Origin of the sequence: Streptomyces sp. NPDC015127 (assembly GCF_043080095.1) — a bacterium.
In the GTDB taxonomy this organism is placed as follows: Bacteria; Actinomycetota; Actinomycetes; order Streptomycetales; family Streptomycetaceae; genus Streptomyces.
In genome coordinates, this window is sequence record NZ_JBIBVE010000006.1 from 2,240 (window position 1) to 19,819 (window position 17,580).

Annotated in this window: 13 protein-coding genes and 1 pseudogene; 1 reads left to right on the forward strand and 13 read right to left on the reverse strand. The window is 71.0% G+C overall.

The annotated features are described in order from the left end of the window. A pseudogene (locus ACF08N_RS13260) lies at window positions 1–606 on the reverse strand (hypothetical protein); the annotation flags it as partial. Window positions 607–1,155: 549 nt separating this feature from the next. On the opposite strand from ACF08N_RS13260, the gene ileS reads away from it, so the two are divergent. Next, entirely contained in the window at window positions 1,156–4,299 is a 3,144-nt protein-coding gene (gene ileS / locus ACF08N_RS13265) for an isoleucine--tRNA ligase (RefSeq protein ID WP_392324703.1), read from the forward strand. A gap of 547 nt (window positions 4,300–4,846) precedes the next feature. Here the strand turns inward: ileS and ACF08N_RS13270 are convergent. The 12 genes from ACF08N_RS13270 to murF all read right to left on the reverse strand — a co-directional run bounded on the left by ACF08N_RS13270 (window position 4,847) and on the right by murF (window position 17,579). Then, window positions 4,847–5,932 carry a DivIVA domain-containing protein gene (locus ACF08N_RS13270; RefSeq protein WP_392324704.1) on the reverse strand — a complete coding sequence of 362 codons (1,086 nt, stop codon included), beginning with the start codon at window positions 5,930–5,932 and terminating at the stop codon, window positions 4,847–4,849. Window positions 5,933–5,981: 49 nt separating this feature from the next. After that, entirely contained in the window at window positions 5,982–6,278 is a 297-nt protein-coding gene (locus ACF08N_RS13275; protein ID WP_177148724.1) for a YggT family protein, read from the reverse strand. A 69-nt stretch (window positions 6,279–6,347) separates the two neighbouring features. After that, window positions 6,348–6,953: a cell division protein SepF gene (locus ACF08N_RS13280; RefSeq protein ID WP_392324705.1), complete on the reverse strand. Its 606-nt coding sequence runs from the start codon at window positions 6,951–6,953 to the stop codon at window positions 6,348–6,350. Between the two features lie 124 nt (window positions 6,954–7,077). Next, window positions 7,078–7,797 (reverse strand): YggS family pyridoxal phosphate-dependent enzyme, encoded by a 720-nt coding sequence (locus ACF08N_RS13285; RefSeq protein WP_392324706.1) that lies wholly within the window; start codon window positions 7,795–7,797, stop codon window positions 7,078–7,080. After that, window positions 7,794–8,591, reverse strand: coding sequence for a peptidoglycan editing factor PgeF (pgeF, locus tag ACF08N_RS13290; protein WP_392324707.1), 798 nt, complete (start codon window positions 8,589–8,591; stop codon window positions 7,794–7,796). Before pgeF ends, ACF08N_RS13285 begins: the two co-directional genes overlap by 4 nt. Further along, window positions 8,588–9,790, reverse strand: a complete 1,203-nt coding sequence (gene ftsZ, locus ACF08N_RS13295) for a cell division protein FtsZ (RefSeq protein WP_392324708.1) — start codon at window positions 9,788–9,790, stop codon at window positions 8,588–8,590. Before ftsZ ends, pgeF begins: the two co-directional genes overlap by 4 nt. 285 nt (window positions 9,791–10,075) lie before the next feature. After that, window positions 10,076–10,891, reverse strand: coding sequence for a cell division protein FtsQ/DivIB (locus ACF08N_RS13300; protein WP_392324709.1), 816 nt, complete (start codon window positions 10,889–10,891; stop codon window positions 10,076–10,078). Between the two features lie 13 nt (window positions 10,892–10,904). Continuing rightward, entirely contained in the window at window positions 10,905–11,999 is a 1,095-nt protein-coding gene (gene murG / locus ACF08N_RS13305) for an undecaprenyldiphospho-muramoylpentapeptide beta-N-acetylglucosaminyltransferase (RefSeq protein ID WP_392324710.1), read from the reverse strand. 6 nt (window positions 12,000–12,005) lie between these two features. Continuing rightward, the gene (gene ftsW, locus ACF08N_RS13310) at window positions 12,006–13,307 is read right to left on the reverse strand and encodes a putative lipid II flippase FtsW (RefSeq protein WP_392324711.1); all 1,302 of its coding nucleotides are present in this window, start codon (window positions 13,305–13,307) and stop codon (window positions 12,006–12,008) included. Window positions 13,308–13,675: 368 nt separating this feature from the next. Next, complete coding sequence (gene murD, locus ACF08N_RS13315; RefSeq protein WP_392324712.1) at window positions 13,676–15,103, reverse strand: UDP-N-acetylmuramoyl-L-alanine--D-glutamate ligase; 1,428 nt, start codon at window positions 15,101–15,103, stop codon at window positions 13,676–13,678. Continuing rightward, window positions 15,085–16,155, reverse strand: a complete 1,071-nt coding sequence (mraY, locus tag ACF08N_RS13320) for a phospho-N-acetylmuramoyl-pentapeptide-transferase (RefSeq protein ID WP_307715951.1) — start codon at window positions 16,153–16,155, stop codon at window positions 15,085–15,087. Before mraY ends, murD begins: the two co-directional genes overlap by 19 nt. Beyond that, window positions 16,152–17,579: a UDP-N-acetylmuramoyl-tripeptide--D-alanyl-D-alanine ligase gene (gene murF / locus ACF08N_RS13325; RefSeq protein ID WP_392324713.1), complete on the reverse strand. Its 1,428-nt coding sequence runs from the start codon at window positions 17,577–17,579 to the stop codon at window positions 16,152–16,154. Before murF ends, mraY begins: the two co-directional genes overlap by 4 nt. Window position 17,580: the final 1 nt, after the last annotated feature.

Below are 17,580 nucleotides of genomic sequence, written 5' to 3' on the forward strand. Positions count from 1 at the left end.
GGCCGCCTTCTTCGCGGGCGCAGGCTCCCCGGCCGCGCCACCACCCCGGCCGGCGGCCTTACCGCTCGCCGCCTTCCTGGCGGGCGCAGGCTCCCCAGCCGCGCCACGACCCCCGGCGGTGGCCTCACCCGTCGCCGCCTTCCTGGCCGCCTTCTTCGCGGGCGCAGGCTCCCCGGCCGCGCCACCACCCCGGCCGGCGGCCTTACCGCTCGCCGCCTTCCTGGCGGGCGCAGGCTCCCCGGCCGCGCCACGACCCCCGGTGGGGGCTTCGGCCGGCGCCTTGGACGTGTCAGCAGCCTCGGCAGGGGCCTTGCGCGTCGCCGCCTTCCGGGTAGCGGGCGTGGGCGGCTCCGCAGGCGTGGCGGTCCTGCCGCGCGTAGTCTTCCGGGTCGTCTTCCGCACCGCGGCCTCGGCCGTGTCCCCGCCTCCCGAGGGCTTGCGGCGCGCGGTCGGCGTCGCGTCGACCGGCTGGCCGAGCCGGGCCGCCGCCGGCTCGGGGACGTGTTCCGCGGGGGTCTTCCGGGGCGTGCGCCCCGAGCGCGCCGTCCGGGACGTGGCGGCGGAACGTGCTGACGCCGTCTTCTCGACGGTCCTCTTCGCCACCATCACCGCGGCCCCTTCACATTTTGTGATCTTGCTCGCGAATCGTGCTGGGACGATAAATCGACACCAGCCCCGCGGCAACGGGGCACGCCGCCGGTTGGGCCCGCCCCGGGCTGCGAGGAGCCGGGCCTGCATCCGTTGTGCCCAGCTCCCCGCCCCGTAATCCGCCCCCGTGCCACGCCCGGGCGCGGAAACGGCCGTATGACCATTCGGGTCAACCGCACCACCGGGCGGCGACGCCGCGAAAAGCGGTCGGCCGCCCCTCGCCCCGGCCCGTACACTGGGCGGAGCGAAAGGCGTGGATGGGGACGAGTAGCGGCGTACGCAGCCATGAGCGACCCGGGGACGGTGAGAGCCCGGGGGCGAGCGCGACGTGAAACATCACCCCGGAGCCGCCGGAAGAAAGCCAGCAAGGCGAGTAGACCCGGCGTCGCGACCCCAATGAGGGGGCGGTGACCCGTGCACCGCCAAGGAGGGTGGTACCGCGGAAGCCGCGCGAGCATCGGCTTTCGTCCCTCCGACGGAACGACGAACAGTCCGCCGGAGGAGACGATGACACCGCCGCAGTACCGCCAGGTGCCCGCTCAGGTAGACCTGCCCGCGCTCGAGCACGCCGTGCTCGACTTCTGGCGCGAGAGCAAGATCTTCGCGAAAAGCCTGGAGCAGTCCGAGGGCCGCCCCGAGTGGGTGTTCTACGAGGGCCCGCCCACGGCCAACGGCATGCCCGGTGCCCACCACATCGAGGCCCGCGTCTTCAAGGACGTCTTCCCCCGCTTCCGCACCATGCGCGGCTACCACGTCGCCCGCAAGGCCGGCTGGGACTGCCACGGTCTGCCGGTCGAGCTCGCCGTCGAGAAGGAGCTCGGCTTCTCCGGCAAGCAGGACATCGAGGCGTACGGCATCGCGGAGTTCAACGCCAGGTGCCGCGAGTCCGTGACCCGCCACACGGACGCGTTCGCAGAGCTCACGACCCGTATGGGTTACTGGACCGACCTCGACGACCCCTACCGCACGATGGACCCGGACTACGTCCAGTCGGTGTGGTGGTCGCTCAAGGAGATCTTCGGCAAGGGCCTGCTGGTCCAGGACCACCGTGTCGCTCCCTGGTGCCCGCGCTGCGGCACGGGCCTGTCCGACCACGAGCTGGCGCAGGGCTACGAGACGGTCGTCGACCCGTCGGTCTTCGTGCGCTTCCCGCTGACCTCCGGCCCGCTCGCGGGCGAGGCCGCGCTGCTGGTGTGGACGACGACCCCGTGGACGCTGGTGTCCAACACGGCGGTCGCCGCGCACCCCTCCGTCCACTACGTCGTCGCGACGAACGGCGAGGAGAAGCTCGTCGTCGCCGAGCCGCTGCTGGAGAAGGCGCTCGGCGAGGGCTGGGAGGCCACGGGACAGACGTTCACCGGCGCCGAGATGGAGCGCTGGACGTACGAGCGTCCCTTCCAGCTCGTCGAGTTCCCGGCGGAGGCGCACTTCGTCGTCAACGCCGACTACGTCACGACCGAGGACGGTACGGGTCTGGTCCACCAGTCCCCCGCCTTCGGTGAGGACGACCTCAAGGTCTGCCGCTCCTACGGCCTGCCCGTCGTCAACCCGGTCCGCCCCGACGGCACCTTCGAGGAGGACGTCCCGCTGGTAGGCGGCGTCTTCTTCAAGAAGGCCGACGAGGCGCTCACCGCCGACCTCGAGGCCCGCGGGCTGCTCTTCCGGCACATCCCGTACGAGCACAGCTACCCGCACTGCTGGCGCTGCCACACCGCGCTGCTCTACTACGCACAGCCGTCCTGGTACATCCGCACCACCGCGATCAAGGACCGGCTGCTCGCGGAGAACGAGGCGACCAACTGGTTCCCGGACTCCGTCAAGCAGGGCCGGTACGGGGACTGGCTCAACAACAACATCGACTGGGCGCTGTCCCGCAACCGCTACTGGGGCACGCCGCTGCCCATCTGGCGCTGCGAGGACGACCACCTCACCTGCGTCGGCTCGCTGGCGGAGCTGTCCGAGCTGACCGGCACCGACCAGTCGACGCTGGACCCGCACCGCCCGTTCATCGACGAGGTGACCTTCGCCTGCCCGCAGGACGGCTGCGGACTGACGGCGACGCGCGTGCCGGAGGTGATCGACGCCTGGTACGACTCGGGCTCGATGCCGTTCGCGCAGTGGGGCTACCCGTACAAGAACAAGGAGATCTTCGAGAAGCGCTACCCGGCGCAGTTCATCTCGGAGGCGATCGACCAGACGCGTGGGTGGTTCTACACGCTGATGGCCGTCGGCACCCTGGTCTTCGACAAGTCGTCGTACGAGAACGTGGTGTGCCTCGGCCACATCCTGGCCGAGGACGGCCGCAAGATGTCCAAGCACCTGGGCAACATCCTGCAGCCCATCCCGCTGATGGACCAGCACGGCGCGGACGCGGTGCGCTGGTTCATGGCGGCCGGCGGCTCGCCGTGGGCGGCCCGACGGGTGGGCCACGGCACCATCCAGGAGGTCGTCCGCAAGACGCTGCTGACGTACTGGAACACGGTCGCCTTCCAGGCGCTGTACGCCCGCACGTCGAACTGGGCGCCCTCGGCGGCGGACCCGGCCCCGGCCGAGCGCACGGTCCTGGACCGCTGGTTGCTGTCCGAGCTGCACGCGCTGGTGGACCAGGTCACCCAGGCCATGGAGGCGTACGACACCCAGCGCGCCGGCAAGCTGCTCTCCGCGTTCGTCGACGACCTGTCGAACTGGTACGTGCGCCGGTCGCGCCGCCGCTTCTGGCAGGGCGACAAGGCCGCGCTGCGCACGCTGCACGACGTGGTCGAGACCGTGACCCGGCTGATGGCGCCGCTGACGCCGTTCATCACCGAGCGGGTGTGGCAGGACCTGATCGTCCCCGTCACGCCGGACGCCCCCGAGTCGGTGCACCTGTCCACGTGGCCGGCTGCCGACCTGGACGCCATCGACCCGACCCTGTCGTCCCAGATGGCGCTGGTGCGCCGGCTGGTCGAGCTGGGCCGCGCGACGCGGGCCGAGTCCGGGGTGAAGACCCGCCAGCCGCTGTCCCGCGCGCTGGTGGCGGCGGCCGGCTTCTCGTCGCTCTCCGAGGAACTCCAGGCCCAGATCACCGAGGAGCTGAACGTCTCCTCGCTCGCGTCGCTGTCGGAGGTCGGCGGCTCGCTCGTCGACACCACGGCAAAGGCGAACTTCCGCGCGCTCGGCAAGCGCTTCGGCAAGGGCGTGCAGGACGTGGCTAAGGCGGTCGCCGCGGCGGACGCGGCGGCGCTGTCCCTGGCGCTGCGCTCGGGCGAGGCGACGCTGGAGGTGGGCGGCGAGACGATCACGCTGTCCCCGGAGGAGGTCATCATCACGGAGACCCCCCGGGAGGGCTGGTCGGTGGCGTCCGACTCGGGCGCGACGGTCGCCCTCGACCTGGAGATCACGCCGGAGCTGCGGCGGGCGGGCCTGGCGCGTGACGCGATCCGCCTGATCCAGGAGGCGCGCAAGAACAGCGGCCTGGACGTCGCGGACCGGATCGCACTGCGGTGGGCGTCCACGGACGCCGAGGTGGCGTCGGCGCTGGCGGATCATGCGTCGCTGATCGCGGACGAGGTGCTGGCGACGGACTTCGCGGAGGGGGAGGCGGACGCGTCGTACGGCTCGCCCTTCGAGGACGAGGGCCTGTCGCTGACGTTCCGCCTCCGGAAGGCGTAGCGCGGGGGCGCGCGGAGCGCGTCGCGTTCGACGGCCCGGCCACGGTGGGTGGCCGGGCCGTCGACGTTTCCCTCCCCGCCCCCCACCCACGCCGCCAGGCGTAGGGGGGACCCTCGTCCCGTAACCGGGGCAAGCCCCGTGCCCCGTACCGCGCTTCGCGCGGTGTCCTCAAACTCCCCCTACGGCCTGGCGGCCGTGGGTGGGGTACCTCCCACCCCGCCAGGCGTGGGGGAGTGCCCCCAGACGGGCTGGACTTCGCTCCGCGAAATCAGCCCCGCCGGCGATTGAGGCGCGCGGTTTGGGGCGGAGCCCCCAACGAGCGCGCCGCGCACACCCCCGCCGGCGATCGAGGCGCGGGGGTCCGGGGGCGGAGCCCTCCGAAAGCCCGCGCCCGCCAGGGCGCAGGGCCCGAGGTCCGGGGCGGAGCCCCCGGACCGCGCAGCGCACCCCCGCCCGACACGCAAAAGGCCGGGCCCGGAGTGCGTGTGCACCCCGGGCCCGGCCCCGCAGTCTGCCGACGGCTACGCGCGCTGGGCGCGCAACCCCGTCAGTTGTCGTCCTCGTCGATCAGGAAGCCCCGCATCGGCGACGGCGCCTGCTGCATCGGCTGCGGCGCCTGCGGCCGCACCGGTGCCATCGGCTGGGTCATCGCCGGCGACATCTGCTGCTGACCGCCGTACGACGGGCCCGACGGCGAAGGACCGTGGCCGCCCATCGTCTGGTTGCCACCGTAGGACGGCGCGCTCGCACCCGCCGGAGCCATGGACGGCGCCGGGGACGGCGGCAGCGACGCGGCAGCCGGAGTGCGCGGCGGCGCCAGCGAGTCGTCGGACTGGGTCTCCAGCTGACGCAGCTGGCTCTCCAGGTACGACTTCAGACGCGTGCGGTACTCGCGCTCGAAGCCCCGCAGGTCCTCGACCTTGCGCTCCAGCGTGGCGCGCGCGGACTCCAGCGAGCCCATCGCGACGCGGTGCTTCTCCTGGGCGTCCCGCTCAAGGGCGTCGGCCTTGGCCCGGGCGTCGCGCTCGAGGCCCTCGGCGCGCGAACGCGCCTCGCCGACGATCTTGTTGGCCTCGGAACGCGCCTCGGCGATCGCCTGGTCGGCGGTCTGCTGGGCCAGCGAGAGCACGCGCGCGGCGCTGTCGCCGCCGGGACCCTGACCCATCGGGCCGCCCTGCGGACCACCGTGACCGCCCATGGGGCCGCCCATCGGGCCACCCATGGGAGCGCCCTGCATCGGTCCGGGGCCCATGGGGCCTCCGGGACCCTGCGGGCCTCCGTGGCTCGGACCGGCCGGCAGCTGCGGCGCACCACCGGGCAGCTGGGGCGGACCCATCTGCGGGGGCTGCTGCTGGACCGGGGGTCCGGATATGGCGGCGGGCACGGGCGCGCCGGGACCGCGGCCGTCCTGCGGCTCCTGCTGCTTGCGCATCCCCTGCTGCTGCTGGTTCTGCGCCGCCGCACGGGTCGCCGCGGCCAGCTTGGCGCGCAGGTCCTCGTTCTCGCGGAGCAGGCGGGTCAGTTCGGCCTCGACCTCGTCGAGGAAGGCATCGACCTCGTCCTCGTCATAGCCTTCTCGGAGGCGGACGGTCGTGAACTGCTTGTTCCGCACGTCCTCGGGGGTCAGCGGCATCTCTTCTTCACCTCTACGTAGTCGTCGGCAGTCGGCAGGACCGTATCGCTCACATCGAGTTCCCCACTCCACGAACGATGGAGATCAGGATGTAGACGATGATCATCAGAACGAAGAAGGACAGGTCGAGTGCCACGCCCCCGAGACGCAACGGCGGGATGAACCGCCGCAGAAGCTTGAGCGGTGGATCGGTGACAGTGTAGGTGGCCTCCAGAACGACCACCATCGCCTTACCGGGTTGCCATGAACGGGCGAACTGGAAGACGTAGTCCATGACAAGCCGGAAGATCAGGACGACAAGGAAGCACATCAGAGCGATGTAGACCACCTGTAGTGCGACGCTCATCCCGCGCTTCCCTCTCCCCTGGATCCCATCTCAGCCGGCCGTGCGGCCGGGTCGTTCCCGGTGTCGTTCTCAGCTCTGGTTGAAGAATCCGCCCTCTGCGATGCGGGCCTTGTCCTCCGCCGTGACATCGACGTTAGCAGGAGACAACAGGAACACCTTCTGCGTCACCCTCTCAATGCTGCCATGCAGACCGAACACGAGACCCGCGGCAAAGTCGACAAGTCGCTTCGCGTCGGTCTCGTCCATCTCCGTGAGATTCATGATCACGGGGGTGCCCTCACGGAAGTGTTCCCCGATGGTACGGGCCTCGTTGTAGGTCCGTGGGTGCAGTGTGGTGATGCGGTAGGGCTCCCGCTCGGACACGACCTTGGGCATGATCACCGGTGCGTTCTTCTCCAGGCTCGGGCGTTCAGGTGTGATGGATGCCACGGGCGCGATGCGCGCCGGGCGCCCGCTCTCGACGGGCAGCGGGGCCGGCTCGCGCTGGGCGGGCGGCGCCGCCACCCGGACCGGCTCCTCCCGCTCGACCTGGTGCGGGGGCTGGTGCCGCCGGTGCTCCCGCTCCGGCTCCGGCTCGGGTTCGAAGTCGTCATCGGGGTCAAAACCCCGGCCGTCGTACCCATCGTCCTCCACGAGGCCGAGGTAGACCGCCATCTTGCGCATCGCGCCGGCCATTCTCTGAGTCCTCCGCTCTGTGGTGGATCGGCATTCGTCACCAAGTGCCCGCGATCCACTCGGTCTGCCCGCTATGGGCGGGAATGACCATATTTTCTACTGTGGTCCGACTTGCTTCGCGACGTTACCCGAGCCTGGGTCGGACTCCGAGTACCGCGGTACCGACGCGCACATGTGTCGCTCCGGCCGCCACGGCCTGTTCGAGGTCCGCACTCATCCCTGCTGACACCATGTTCGCAGCCGGATGAGCCACGCGCAGGCGGGATGAGAATTCCATCAGCCGCTCGAACGCCGCCTGTTGCCGTCCCGCGTACGGTCCGGCGAGCGGCGCGACGGTCATCAGTCCGCCGAGCCGCAGTCCTGGTGAGTCCGCGATCGCCGCCGCCAACTCCTCGATACCGTCCGGCGCGACGCCGCCCCTGGCCCCCTGCTTGCCCGACTCGGCGTCCAGCGCCACCTGCACGAGGCAGCCGAGTTCCCGCTCGGCGCGCACGGCGGCCGCCGACAGCGCGGAAACGAGCTTGAGCCGGTCGACAGACTGCACGACATCGGCATAACTCGCGACAGAACGGACCTTGTTGGTCTGCAACTGACCCACGAAGTGCCAGTGGAGATTCAAGTCCGCACACGCGGCGGCCTTCGGTGCCGCGTCCTGGTCGCGGTTCTCCGCCACATGACGCACACCCAGTTCGTGAAGGAGGCGAACATCACTGGCCGGATAGGTCTTGGTGACCACGATGAGGGTCACCTCCTCCCGCTCGCGGCCGGCGGCCGCGCAGGCGGCGGCGATCCGTTCCTCAACCTTCGCCAGATTCGCGGCGAGTTCGGTTCTGCGGTCCGTCATGCCTGTTCCCGGTCCTCTTCTTCCCGGCCCTCGAGCCAGACGTATCCGGCGAGCCGTCCGGTGGTCCGGTCACGGCGGTACGAGTAGTGGTCGCGCGACTCCAGCGTGCAGACCGCCGAGCCGCGCAGGTCCTTCACACCGAGTGCGGTCAGTTGGGCGTGCACCGCGGCGGTGACGTCGACGGCCGGGGTGCCCCAGCTCGTCTCGGACCAGGCGGCGGGTTCCGCTTCGGCCACTTCCGCTCGCATCTGCTCGGGTACTTCGTAGCAGCGACCGCAAACGGCAGGTCCGGTGCGGGCGATGATCCGTTCCGGTTCGGCGCCGAGCGAGACCATCGCCCCGACGGTCGCGGGGACGATGCCCGCGACCGTTCCGGGCCGGCCCGCGTGGGCCGCGCCCACGACGCCCGCGACGGGGTCGGCCAGCAGAACGGGGGTGCAGTCGGCGGTGAGCACCGCGAGGGCGAGTCCGCGCCGGGTGGTGACCACACCGTCCACCTTGGGGACACCTCCCGGGCCGCCATGCCCAGGGGCAGGGATCTCCGCGTCCCCCCACGGTCCGTCGACCACGGCCACCTCCCTGCCGTGGACCTGGTTCATCCAGACGACCCCGGCCGGGTCGAGTCCGAGCGCCCGGGCGGCGATCGCGCGGTTGGTCCGCACGGCCTCGGGGTCGTCACCGACCGCGCCGCCGAGGTTGAGCTCCTCGTACGGAACGGCGCTCACCCCACCCCACCTGTCGGTGAAGGCGAAGTGCGCGCCGCTCTCGTCTATCGCGTCGTGCTGCACTGTCACTTCAGGAAGTCCGGAACATCCAGCTCTTCGGCCTGGGTGTCGTACGGACGGGCCGAGGGAACCTGCGGCGAGTTGGCCGGCGGGGTCAGGTCGTGCGCCGGGACCGGCTCCGCGGGGACCTGGGGCTCCTCGCGTACGGGCACGGTGCCGAGGCCGCTCGCCGGGCGCGAGCTCTCCGAGCGCTGCGGGGCGGCGGGCTCCTCGCGCTTGGCGGACGCCGAGCCGATCACGTTCTCCCGGCGGGCCGGGGGCTGGCCGCCGTCGAAGCCGGCCGCGATGACGGTCACGCGGACCTCGTCGCCGAGGGCGTCGTCGATGACCGCACCGAAGATGATGTTCGCCTCGGGGTGGGCGGCCTCGCTCACCAGCTGGGCGGCCTCGTTGATCTCGAAGAGACCGAGGTCGCTGCCGCCGGAGATGGACAGCAGTACGCCGCGGGCGCCGTCGATGGACGCCTCCAGCAGCGGCGAGGAGATCGCCATCTCGGCCGCGGCCACCGCGCGGTCGTCGCCGCGGGCCGAGCCGATGCCCATGAGCGCGGATCCCGCCTCCGACATCACGGACTTGACGTCGGCGAAGTCGAGGTTGATCAGGCCGGGCGTGGTGATGAGGTCGGTGATGCCCTGGACACCCGACAGCAGCACCTGGTCCGCGGACTTGAAGGCGTCGAGGACACTGACCTGGCGGTCCGAGATGGACAGCAGCCGGTCGTTGGGGATGACGATGAGGGTGTCGACCTCTTCGCGGAGCTCGGCGATGCCGTCCTCCGCCTGGTTCGCGCGCCTGCGGCCCTCGAACGTGAAGGGGCGGGTGACGACGCCGATGGTCAGAGCACCCAGCGAGCGGGCGATGTTGGCGACGACGGGTGCGCCGCCGGTGCCGGTGCCACCGCCCTCTCCTGCGGTGACGAAGACCATGTCGGCCCCCTTGAGGACCTCCTCGATCTCCTCGCGGTGGTCCTCTGCCGCCTTGCGACCGACTGCCGGGTTGGCTCCGGCGCCGAGGCCTCGGGTGAGTTCACGGCCCACGTCCAGCTTGACGTCGGCGTCGCTCATCAACAGCGCTTGCGCGTCCGTATTGATCGCGATGAACTCGACGCCCTTGAGACCGACCTCGATCATTCGGTTGATGGCATTGACACCACCGCCGCCGACACCGATGACCTTGATGACTGCGAGGTAGTTCTGCGGTGCTGCCACGTCGAAGGCCTCTCGCCTCGATTTACGTGTCGCCGCCTCGCGGGGCTGCGCTGCGACGACTGATGTCGAATGGGGACGGCTCGACCAGCCTGACTGCCGACCCGAACCCTAACGGTGAAGTTTAGGGTTACCAGTGTGTCTGTTCCCTTGACTCTTCCGAACAGGACACTAAGTCGACAAGTGGCGCACGTTCAACGAACACGCCGAACCTCCCGTTTTTCTTTTCACCCTATGTGATCACGCACAGCCATGACCAACCAGGGTGCTGGCCTGGGCATATGTGCGTCAACTCCCCGATACCGCAGGGGCGGTGGGGGCGCTCACGTCGAAGTGCCGTGCGGTGGGGGCTGCTTTCATCAGCGCCGCGAGTGTGCGAGCCTTCGCCTCGCCCTCCTCGCCGCTGCCCCACACCACCGTGCGATCGCCCTTCAGCTCAAGGGAGATGTGATCGTACGACCGCACCTCGACGGTGGTCAGGTCGCGGGCGACACGATCGGGCAGATCGCCCCGGACCCGTACGGCCTCCGCGAGCAACCGGTCGGCGCCGAAACGCTTCAGGCTCGGGGAGGCGGACGTTGTCAACTCCAGTCGCGGAACGCCCTTCGGGGCGGTGTCGACGGTGGCGAACCGGACGCTCTCGGCGTCCACTTCGATGTACTTCCCGCCCTTTTCGAGTACCAGGACCGGTCGGCGCTCGGTCACCTTCAGAACGATGCCGTGCGGCCACGACCGCACGACGTCAACCGAGTCGATACGGGGCAGCAGCCGGCGCAGCCGCGCCTCGATGGCGTCGGTGTCGACCGCGATGAGCGGGGCGCCGATCGGCACCGCCGCCGCCTCCTCCACCTGCTGGGGTGTGAGCACGTCCGTGCCCGTGGTCCTCACATGCTCGGCGCGCAGCCACTTCGAGCCGTAGAGGACCCAGATCGCTCCCGCGACGAGGAGGACGGCGGCGACGGCGACGGCCAGGGCGCGCGGGCCCGGCCTGCGCAGGCGGCCGGCGCCGTCGTCCGGGCGGGGCGGGCGGACCGGTCCGTCGGACCCGGCGGATCCGTCACGGGGGTTTCGTGCACCGCGCTCGGCGGTGGTCGGTCCGGCCACGCTCCCTGCCTTCTCACGCCTGGCGGCGTGCAGCAATCGCCTCGTACACCATGCCGACGAGGAGGTCGTCGGCGTCCCGGCGGCCGAACTCGGCGGCCGCGCGCGACATCTCGTAGAGCCGGTGCGGATCGGCGAGCACCGGAAGGACGTTGCCCTGGACCCACTCGGGGGTCAGCTCGGCGTCGTCGACCAGCAGTCCACCGCCCGCCTTCACCACCGGCTGGGCGTTCAGCCGCTGTTCGCCGTTGCCGATCGGCAGCGGGACGTACGCGGCGGGCAGGCCCACGGCGGAGAGTTCGGCGACGGTCATCGCGCCCGCGCGGCAGAGCATCATGTCGGCCGCGGCGTACGCGAGATCCATCCGGTCCACGTACGGTACCGGCACATAGGGCGGCATCCCGGGCATGTTGTCCACGCGCGGCAGTTCGTTCTTGGGACCGACCGCGTGCAGGATCTGGATGCCCGAGCGCTGGAGCACCGGAGCGATCTGCTGGATGACCTCGTTGAGGCGCCGGGCGCCCTGCGAGCCGCCGGACACCAGCAGCGTCGGCAGGTTGGGGTCGAGACCGAAGGCGGCCCGGGCCTCGGGGCGCACCCGGGCCCGGTCGAGCGTCGCGATGGAGTGGCGCAGCGGGATGCCGATGTAGCGGGAGTTGCGCAGCTTGCTGTCGGGGGTGGCGACGGCCACGCCCGCGGCGTACCGCGAGCCGATCTTGTTGGCAAGGCCGGGACGGGCGTTGGCCTCGTGGACCACGATCGGCACGCCGAGGCGCTTGGCCGCGAGGTAGCCGGGCAGGGCGACGTAGCCGCCGAAGCCGACGACGCAGTCGGCCTTGGTGCGCTCCAGGATCTGCTCGGCGGCCTTGATGGTGCCGCGCAGCCGTCCGGGGACGGTGATCAGCTCAGGGGTGGGCTTGCGCGGCAGCGGTACGGCAGGGATGAGCGCCAGCTCGTATCCCCGCTCGGGGACGAGCCTGGTCTCAAGTCCGCGCTCCGTGCCGAGGGCCGTGATCCCCACGGTCGGGTCCTGCCTGCGCAGGGCGTCCGCGAGGGCGAGCGCGGGCTCGATGTGGCCGGCGGTCCCCCCGCCGGCGAGTACGACATGCACCGAAATTCACCGCTCTCCGGACGGACGCTTCTTGACGCGCCGTCTCATCGACTTCCATCTCACCCCGGGCCTCCGCGTGGCCAGGGCCGCTTTCGCGGCGGGATCCTGTCGCGCGAAGGCGATCAGGAGCCCGACGGCGAACATCGTCGGCAGCAGGGCCGACCCGCCGTAGGAGAACAGCGGGAGCGGGACGCCGGCGATCGGCAGCAGACCGAGCACCGCACCGATGTTGACCACGGCCTGGGCCGTGATCCACGTGGTCACACCTCCCGCTGCGTACCTCACGAAGGGGTCCTCCGTGCGTCCGGCAACGCGGATACCCGCATAGCCTAGAGCCGCGAACAACGCGAGCACCGACAGCGTCCCCGCCAGACCCAGTTCCTCCCCGGCGACGGCGAAGATGAAGTCGGTGTGCGGTTCGGGCAGTTGGCCCCATTTTTCCACACTTGCACCCAGTCCGGAACCGAACCATCCGCCGGAGGCAAGAGCATAGATGCCGTGCACGGCCTGCCAGCACTCGCCTTTGGGTCCGAGGTCGGTGGCGCCCATGCACTCGAGCCGCGACATGCGGTTCTCGTTGGTCCTGATCAGCAGCAGACCGACGAACACGGCGATGCCGAGCACACCGGCGAACAGGCGCGTGGGAGCCCCTGCCAGCCACAGCAGGCCGAACAGGATGGCGGTGAGGATGATCGCCGTCCCCATGTCGCCGCCGAGCATGATGAGGCCGAGGAGCAGGAACGCGACGGGGACGAGCGGGACGAGCAGGTGCTTCCACTGGGTCAGCAGCCGCTTGTCCTGCTTGCGGGCGAGCAGGTCGGCGCCCCAGAGGATGAGCGCGAGCTTGCCGAACTCGCTGGGCTGGAGCTGGAAGGGCCCGCCGAGGTAGATCCAGTTCTGGTTGCCGTTGACCGCATGCCCTATCCCGGGGACCTGCACGAGGACCATCAGGAACACGGCGGCCAGGAGCAGGGGGTAGGACAGGGCCCGGTGGAGCTTGACGGGCATGCGGGAGGCGAGGAACAGCAGCCCCGCGCCGATGAGGGCGGCGACGAACTGCTTGCGGAAGAAGTACGAGGCGGGGAGGGAGTACTCCAGCGCCTGGATCATGGACGCGGAGTAGACCATGACGAGGCCGAGCACGGTGACCAGCAGGCTGCTGCCGAGGATGAGGTAGTACGCGGTGAGGGGCCGGTCCCAGGCCCGCCGCGCCTGCTCGTACAGCCGCCGGGGGCCGCGGGGTCCGCCGCCGCCGGGCACCTTGGGGGCGCGGGTGCTCCCGCCCCAGAGCGCGCTGGGCCGCGGCATGTCGGCCGCCCGCGTGCGGCTGCGAAGGGCAACGTGCCCGCCGAGGGCAGCGGGGCCGGCGGGTGCGGGCCCGATGAGGAACCCTGTCCCCAGGTGCCACGAGGCGGCCCGCCACATGCCGGCGAAGCGGCGAGCGGTGCCCTGCGGGGCCGGGACAGTGGGGGCGTGGGCCACGCCACCGCCGGCTGCGGCCCGAGGCCGACCTTCGTCACCCTGTGGAACCACGGCACAACCCTGTGCACCCGGACGGGCGGGGCCCGTGGGTCCCGGGGCGGGCGGCGGAGTCGGGGGCACGGCCCCGGTCGTGCTGGGCGGCATCGTCGCTGTCCCCTCCAGTCGTGCCCGGCGGCAGCCGGACCTGGCGGCTGTCAGCCGTGCTCGGCGGCGAGTGCGCGGACCGCTTCCGCGAAGGCCTCGCCTCGCTTGTTGTAGTTGGTGAACATGTCCATCGAGGCGCAGGCGGGGGCCAGCAGGACCGTGTCGCCGGGCCGGGCGAGCGAGGCCGCCTCCGCCACCGCCGCGGACATCGCCCCAGTGTCGGTCCGGTCGAGGTCGACGACCGGGACCTCGGGCGCGTGTCGCGCGAGGGCCTCACGGATCAGGGCACGGTCGGCGCCCATCAGCACGACACCGCGGAGACGAGCCGCCGCCCCCGCGACCAGCTCGTCGAACGTCGCGCCCTTCGCAAGTCCCCCCGCGATCCACACGATCGGCTCGTACGCGGCCAGAGACGCCCCGGCGGCATGGGTGTTGGTGGCCTTGGAGTCGTCGACGTACGCGACGCCCGCGACATCCGCCACGTGCTCGATGCGGTGCGCGTCGGGGCGGAAGGCGCGCAGGCCGTCGCGTACGGCCGCCGGGGGCACGCCGAAGGCGCGGGCGAGTGCCGCGGCCGCCAGTGCGTTGGCGATGTTGTGCGGCGCCGGCGGGTCGACGTCGGAGACCTCGGCGAGTTCCTGTGCCTGCTTCTGCCGGTTCTCGACGAAGGCGCGGTCAACCAGGATGCCTTCCACGACGCCGAGTTGGGACGGCCCCGGTGTGCCCAGCGTGAAGCCGATGGCGCGGCAGCCCTCCTCCACGTCCGCCTCGCGCACCAGGTCCTCGGTCGCGGGGTCGGCGGCGTTGTAGACGCAGGCGACCGTGTTGCCCTCGTAGATGCGGCCCTTGTCGGCGGCGTAGGCCTCCATGGAGCCGTGCCAGTCGAGGTGGTCCGGCGCGAGGTTGAGGACGGCGGCGGAGTGGGCGCGCAGCGAGGGCGCCCAGTGGAGCTGGTAGCTGGAGAGTTCGACGGCGAGCACGTCGTAGGGCTCGTCGCCGAGCACGACGTCGATGATCGGCGTGCCGATGTTCCCGATGGCGGCGGTCCGCAGACCTGCGGCGAGAAGGATCGAGGCGAGCATCCGCGTCGTGGTCGTCTTGCCGTTGGTGCCGGTGACGGCGAGCCACGGCGCCGCGTCGGGGCCGCGCAGCCGCCAGGCGATCTCGACGTCGCCGACGACGTCGACGCCCGCCTTGGCCGCCGCCTCGAAGAGGGGACTGGAGGGCTTCCAGCCGGGCGAGGTGACCACCAGGTCGGTGCCCTCGGGCAGTGTCTCGGCGTCGCCGAGGCGCACCGCGACGCCCAGCTCGGCCAGCTCCGCGGCGCGCGCACGGAGTGCGTCGCTGTCGCCGCCGTCCACGACGGTGACGGCCGCGCCGAGGCCGGCCAGGGCGCGGGCGGCGCTGATGCCGCTCACGCCGAGACCGGCGACGGTGATGTTCCTGCCCTGCCAGTCGCTCACTTGTCGGCTGCCCATCCCGCGTAGAAGAGGCCCAGTCCCACGATGACGCACATGCCCTGAATGATCCAGAAGCGGACCACCACAAGGACTTCGGACCACCCCTTGAGTTCGAAGTGGTGCTGGAGGGGCGCCATGCGGAAGACCCGCTTGCCGGTCATCCGGAACGAACCGACCTGGATCACCACGGACATGGTGATGAGGACGAACAGTCCGCCGAGGAGCGCGAGCAGGAACTCGGTGCGGGAGCAGATCGCCAGACCCGCGAGCGCGCCGCCGAGCGCGAGCGATCCGGTGTCGCCCATGAAGATCTTGGCGGGCGAGGTGTTCCACCACAGGAAGCCGAAGCAGGCTCCCATGAGGGCGGAGGCCACGACCGCGAGGTCGAGTGGATCTCGTACCTCGAAACAGGCGTTGGGGTTGGTCAGGGTCTCCGCGTTGGCGCAGGACTCCTGGAACTGCCACAGGCCGATGAAGGTGTACGCGCCGAAGACCATCACCGAGGCGCCCGTGGCGAGGCCGTCGAGGCCGTCCGTCAGGTTCACGCCGTTGGACATGGCGAGAATCATGAACAGCGCCCAGACGACGAACAGCACCGGGCCGATCGACCAGCCGAAGTCGGTGATGAACGACAGCTTGGTGGAGGCCGGGGTGTTGCCGCGCTTGTCGGCGAACTGCAGGGACAGCACCGCGAAGGCGATGCCGACGATCAGCTGCCCGGCCATCTTCGCCTTGGCGCGCAGGCCGAGCGACCGCTGCTTGACGATCTTGATGTAGTCGTCGAGGAAGCCGACGAGGCCCATGCCGGCCATCAGGAAGAGCACCAGGACACCCGAGAAGGTCGGGTCCTCACCGGTGATGACCTTGGCGAGCGCGTACGCGATGAGCGTGGCCAGGATGAAGGAGATGCCGCCCATGGTGGGCGTGCCCTTCTTGCTGCCGTGCGTACGGGGGCCGTCGTCGCGGATGAACTGCCCGTATCCCTTGCGGGCCAGCAGCTTGATCAGCAGCGGGGTCCCGATCAGAGTCAGGAAGAGACCGATGGCTCCCGCGAACAGGATCTGCCTCATCGGACGGCACCCTCACCCTCGAAGCTGTCGAAGCCCTCGAGCAGAGCCTGTGCGATCCGCTCCAGACCGACCGACCTGGAAGCCTTCACCAGCACGACGTCTCCCGGGCGCAACTCTTTGCGCAACAGGTCGACCGCCGCCTGCGCGTCGGACACGTGCACCGACTCCTCACCCCACGAACCCTCGTTGTATGCGCCCAGTTGCAACCAGGACGCTTCCCTGCCCCCGACCGCGACGAGCTTGCCGACATTGAGCCGGACGGCGAGCCGTCCGACCGCGTCGTGCTCGGCGAGCGCCTCGTCTCCGAGCTCGGCCATCTGCCCGAGCACCGCCCACGTACGGCCTCCCTTTGCCCGTGCGGCTTCGCCCATGGCGGCCAGTGCGCGAAGCGCGGCACGCATGGACTCGGGATTCGCGTTGTAGGCGTCGTTGACGACCGTCACGCCGTCCGGACGCTCGGTGACCTCCATCCGCCAGCGGGAGAGGGTGCCCGCCTCGGAGAGCGCGAGGGCGATCTCGTCCACAGGCATGCCCAGCTCATGGGCGACGGCGGCCGCGGCGAGCGCGTTCGACACGTGGTGCTCACCGTACAGCCGCATGGTCACGTCACTGCACCCGGTGGGTGTGTGGAGCGTGAAGGAGGGCTGTCCGTGCTCCGTGAGCCGGACATTCTCGGCGCGTACGGCGGCGTCGGCGGCCTCGCCGAAGAGCAGCACCCGGGCCCTGGTGCGCGGCGCCATGGCGCGCACCAGCGGGTCGTCGGCGTTGAGCACGGCGACGCCGTTCTCGGGCAGGGACTCCACGAGTTCGCCCTTGGCCTGGGCGATCTGCTCGCGGCCGCCGAACTCGCCGATGTGCGCGGTGCCCACGTTGAGGACGAGGCCGATACGCGGCGGGGTGAGCCCGGTGAGGTACCGGATGTGGCCGATTCCGCGCGCACCCATCTCGAGCACGAGGTGCTCGGTCTCCTCGGTGGCGGTCAGGGCCGTGAGGGGCAGGCCGATCTCGTTGTTGAGGGAGCCGGGGGTCCAGACCGTGGGCGCCTTGCGCTGGAGCACCTGGGCGATCAGGTCCTTGGTGCTGGTCTTGCCGGCCGAGCCGGTCAGTGCGACGACGTGGGTGCCGAGGCGTTCGACGACGGCGCGCGCGAGGCGGCCGAGCGCGGTCTGGACGTCGTCGACGACGATCGCGGGTACGCCTACGGGCCGGGCGGCGAGGACGGCTGCCGCACCCGCGGCCACCGCTCGCTCGGCGTAGTCGTGGCCGTCCGCGTGCTCGCCCTGGAAGGCGGCGAAGAGTCCGCCGGGTTCCACGGCCCGGGAGTCGATGACGACGGAGCCGGTCACCAAGGTGGCCGGATCCGGTATGTCGTACGACTGCCCGCCGACGATTTCGGCGATCTCGGCGAGGGAGAGGGCGATCACT

Excerpts from the sequence above, each read along its gene's own strand:
- ftsW (WP_392324711.1), bottom strand. The coding sequence starts at position 13,307 with ATGCCGCGGCCCAGCGCGCTCTGGGGCGGGAGCACCCGCGCCCCCAAG.
- ACF08N_RS13280 (WP_392324705.1), bottom strand. The coding sequence starts at position 6,953 with ATGGCCGGCGCGATGCGCAAGATGGCGGTCTACCTCGGCCTCGTGGAG.
- mraY (WP_307715951.1), bottom strand. The coding sequence starts at position 16,155 with ATGAGGCAGATCCTGTTCGCGGGAGCCATCGGTCTCTTCCTGACTCTG.
- ACF08N_RS13275 (WP_177148724.1), bottom strand. The coding sequence starts at position 6,278 with ATGAGCGTCGCACTACAGGTGGTCTACATCGCTCTGATGTGCTTCCTT.
- murD (WP_392324712.1), bottom strand. The coding sequence starts at position 15,103 with ATGGGCAGCCGACAAGTGAGCGACTGGCAGGGCAGGAACATCACCGTC.
- ileS (WP_392324703.1), top strand. The coding sequence starts at position 1,156 with ATGACACCGCCGCAGTACCGCCAGGTGCCCGCTCAGGTAGACCTGCCC.
- ACF08N_RS13285 (WP_392324706.1), bottom strand. The coding sequence starts at position 7,797 with ATGACGGACCGCAGAACCGAACTCGCCGCGAATCTGGCGAAGGTTGAG.
- ACF08N_RS13270 (WP_392324704.1), bottom strand. The coding sequence starts at position 5,932 with ATGCCGCTGACCCCCGAGGACGTGCGGAACAAGCAGTTCACGACCGTC.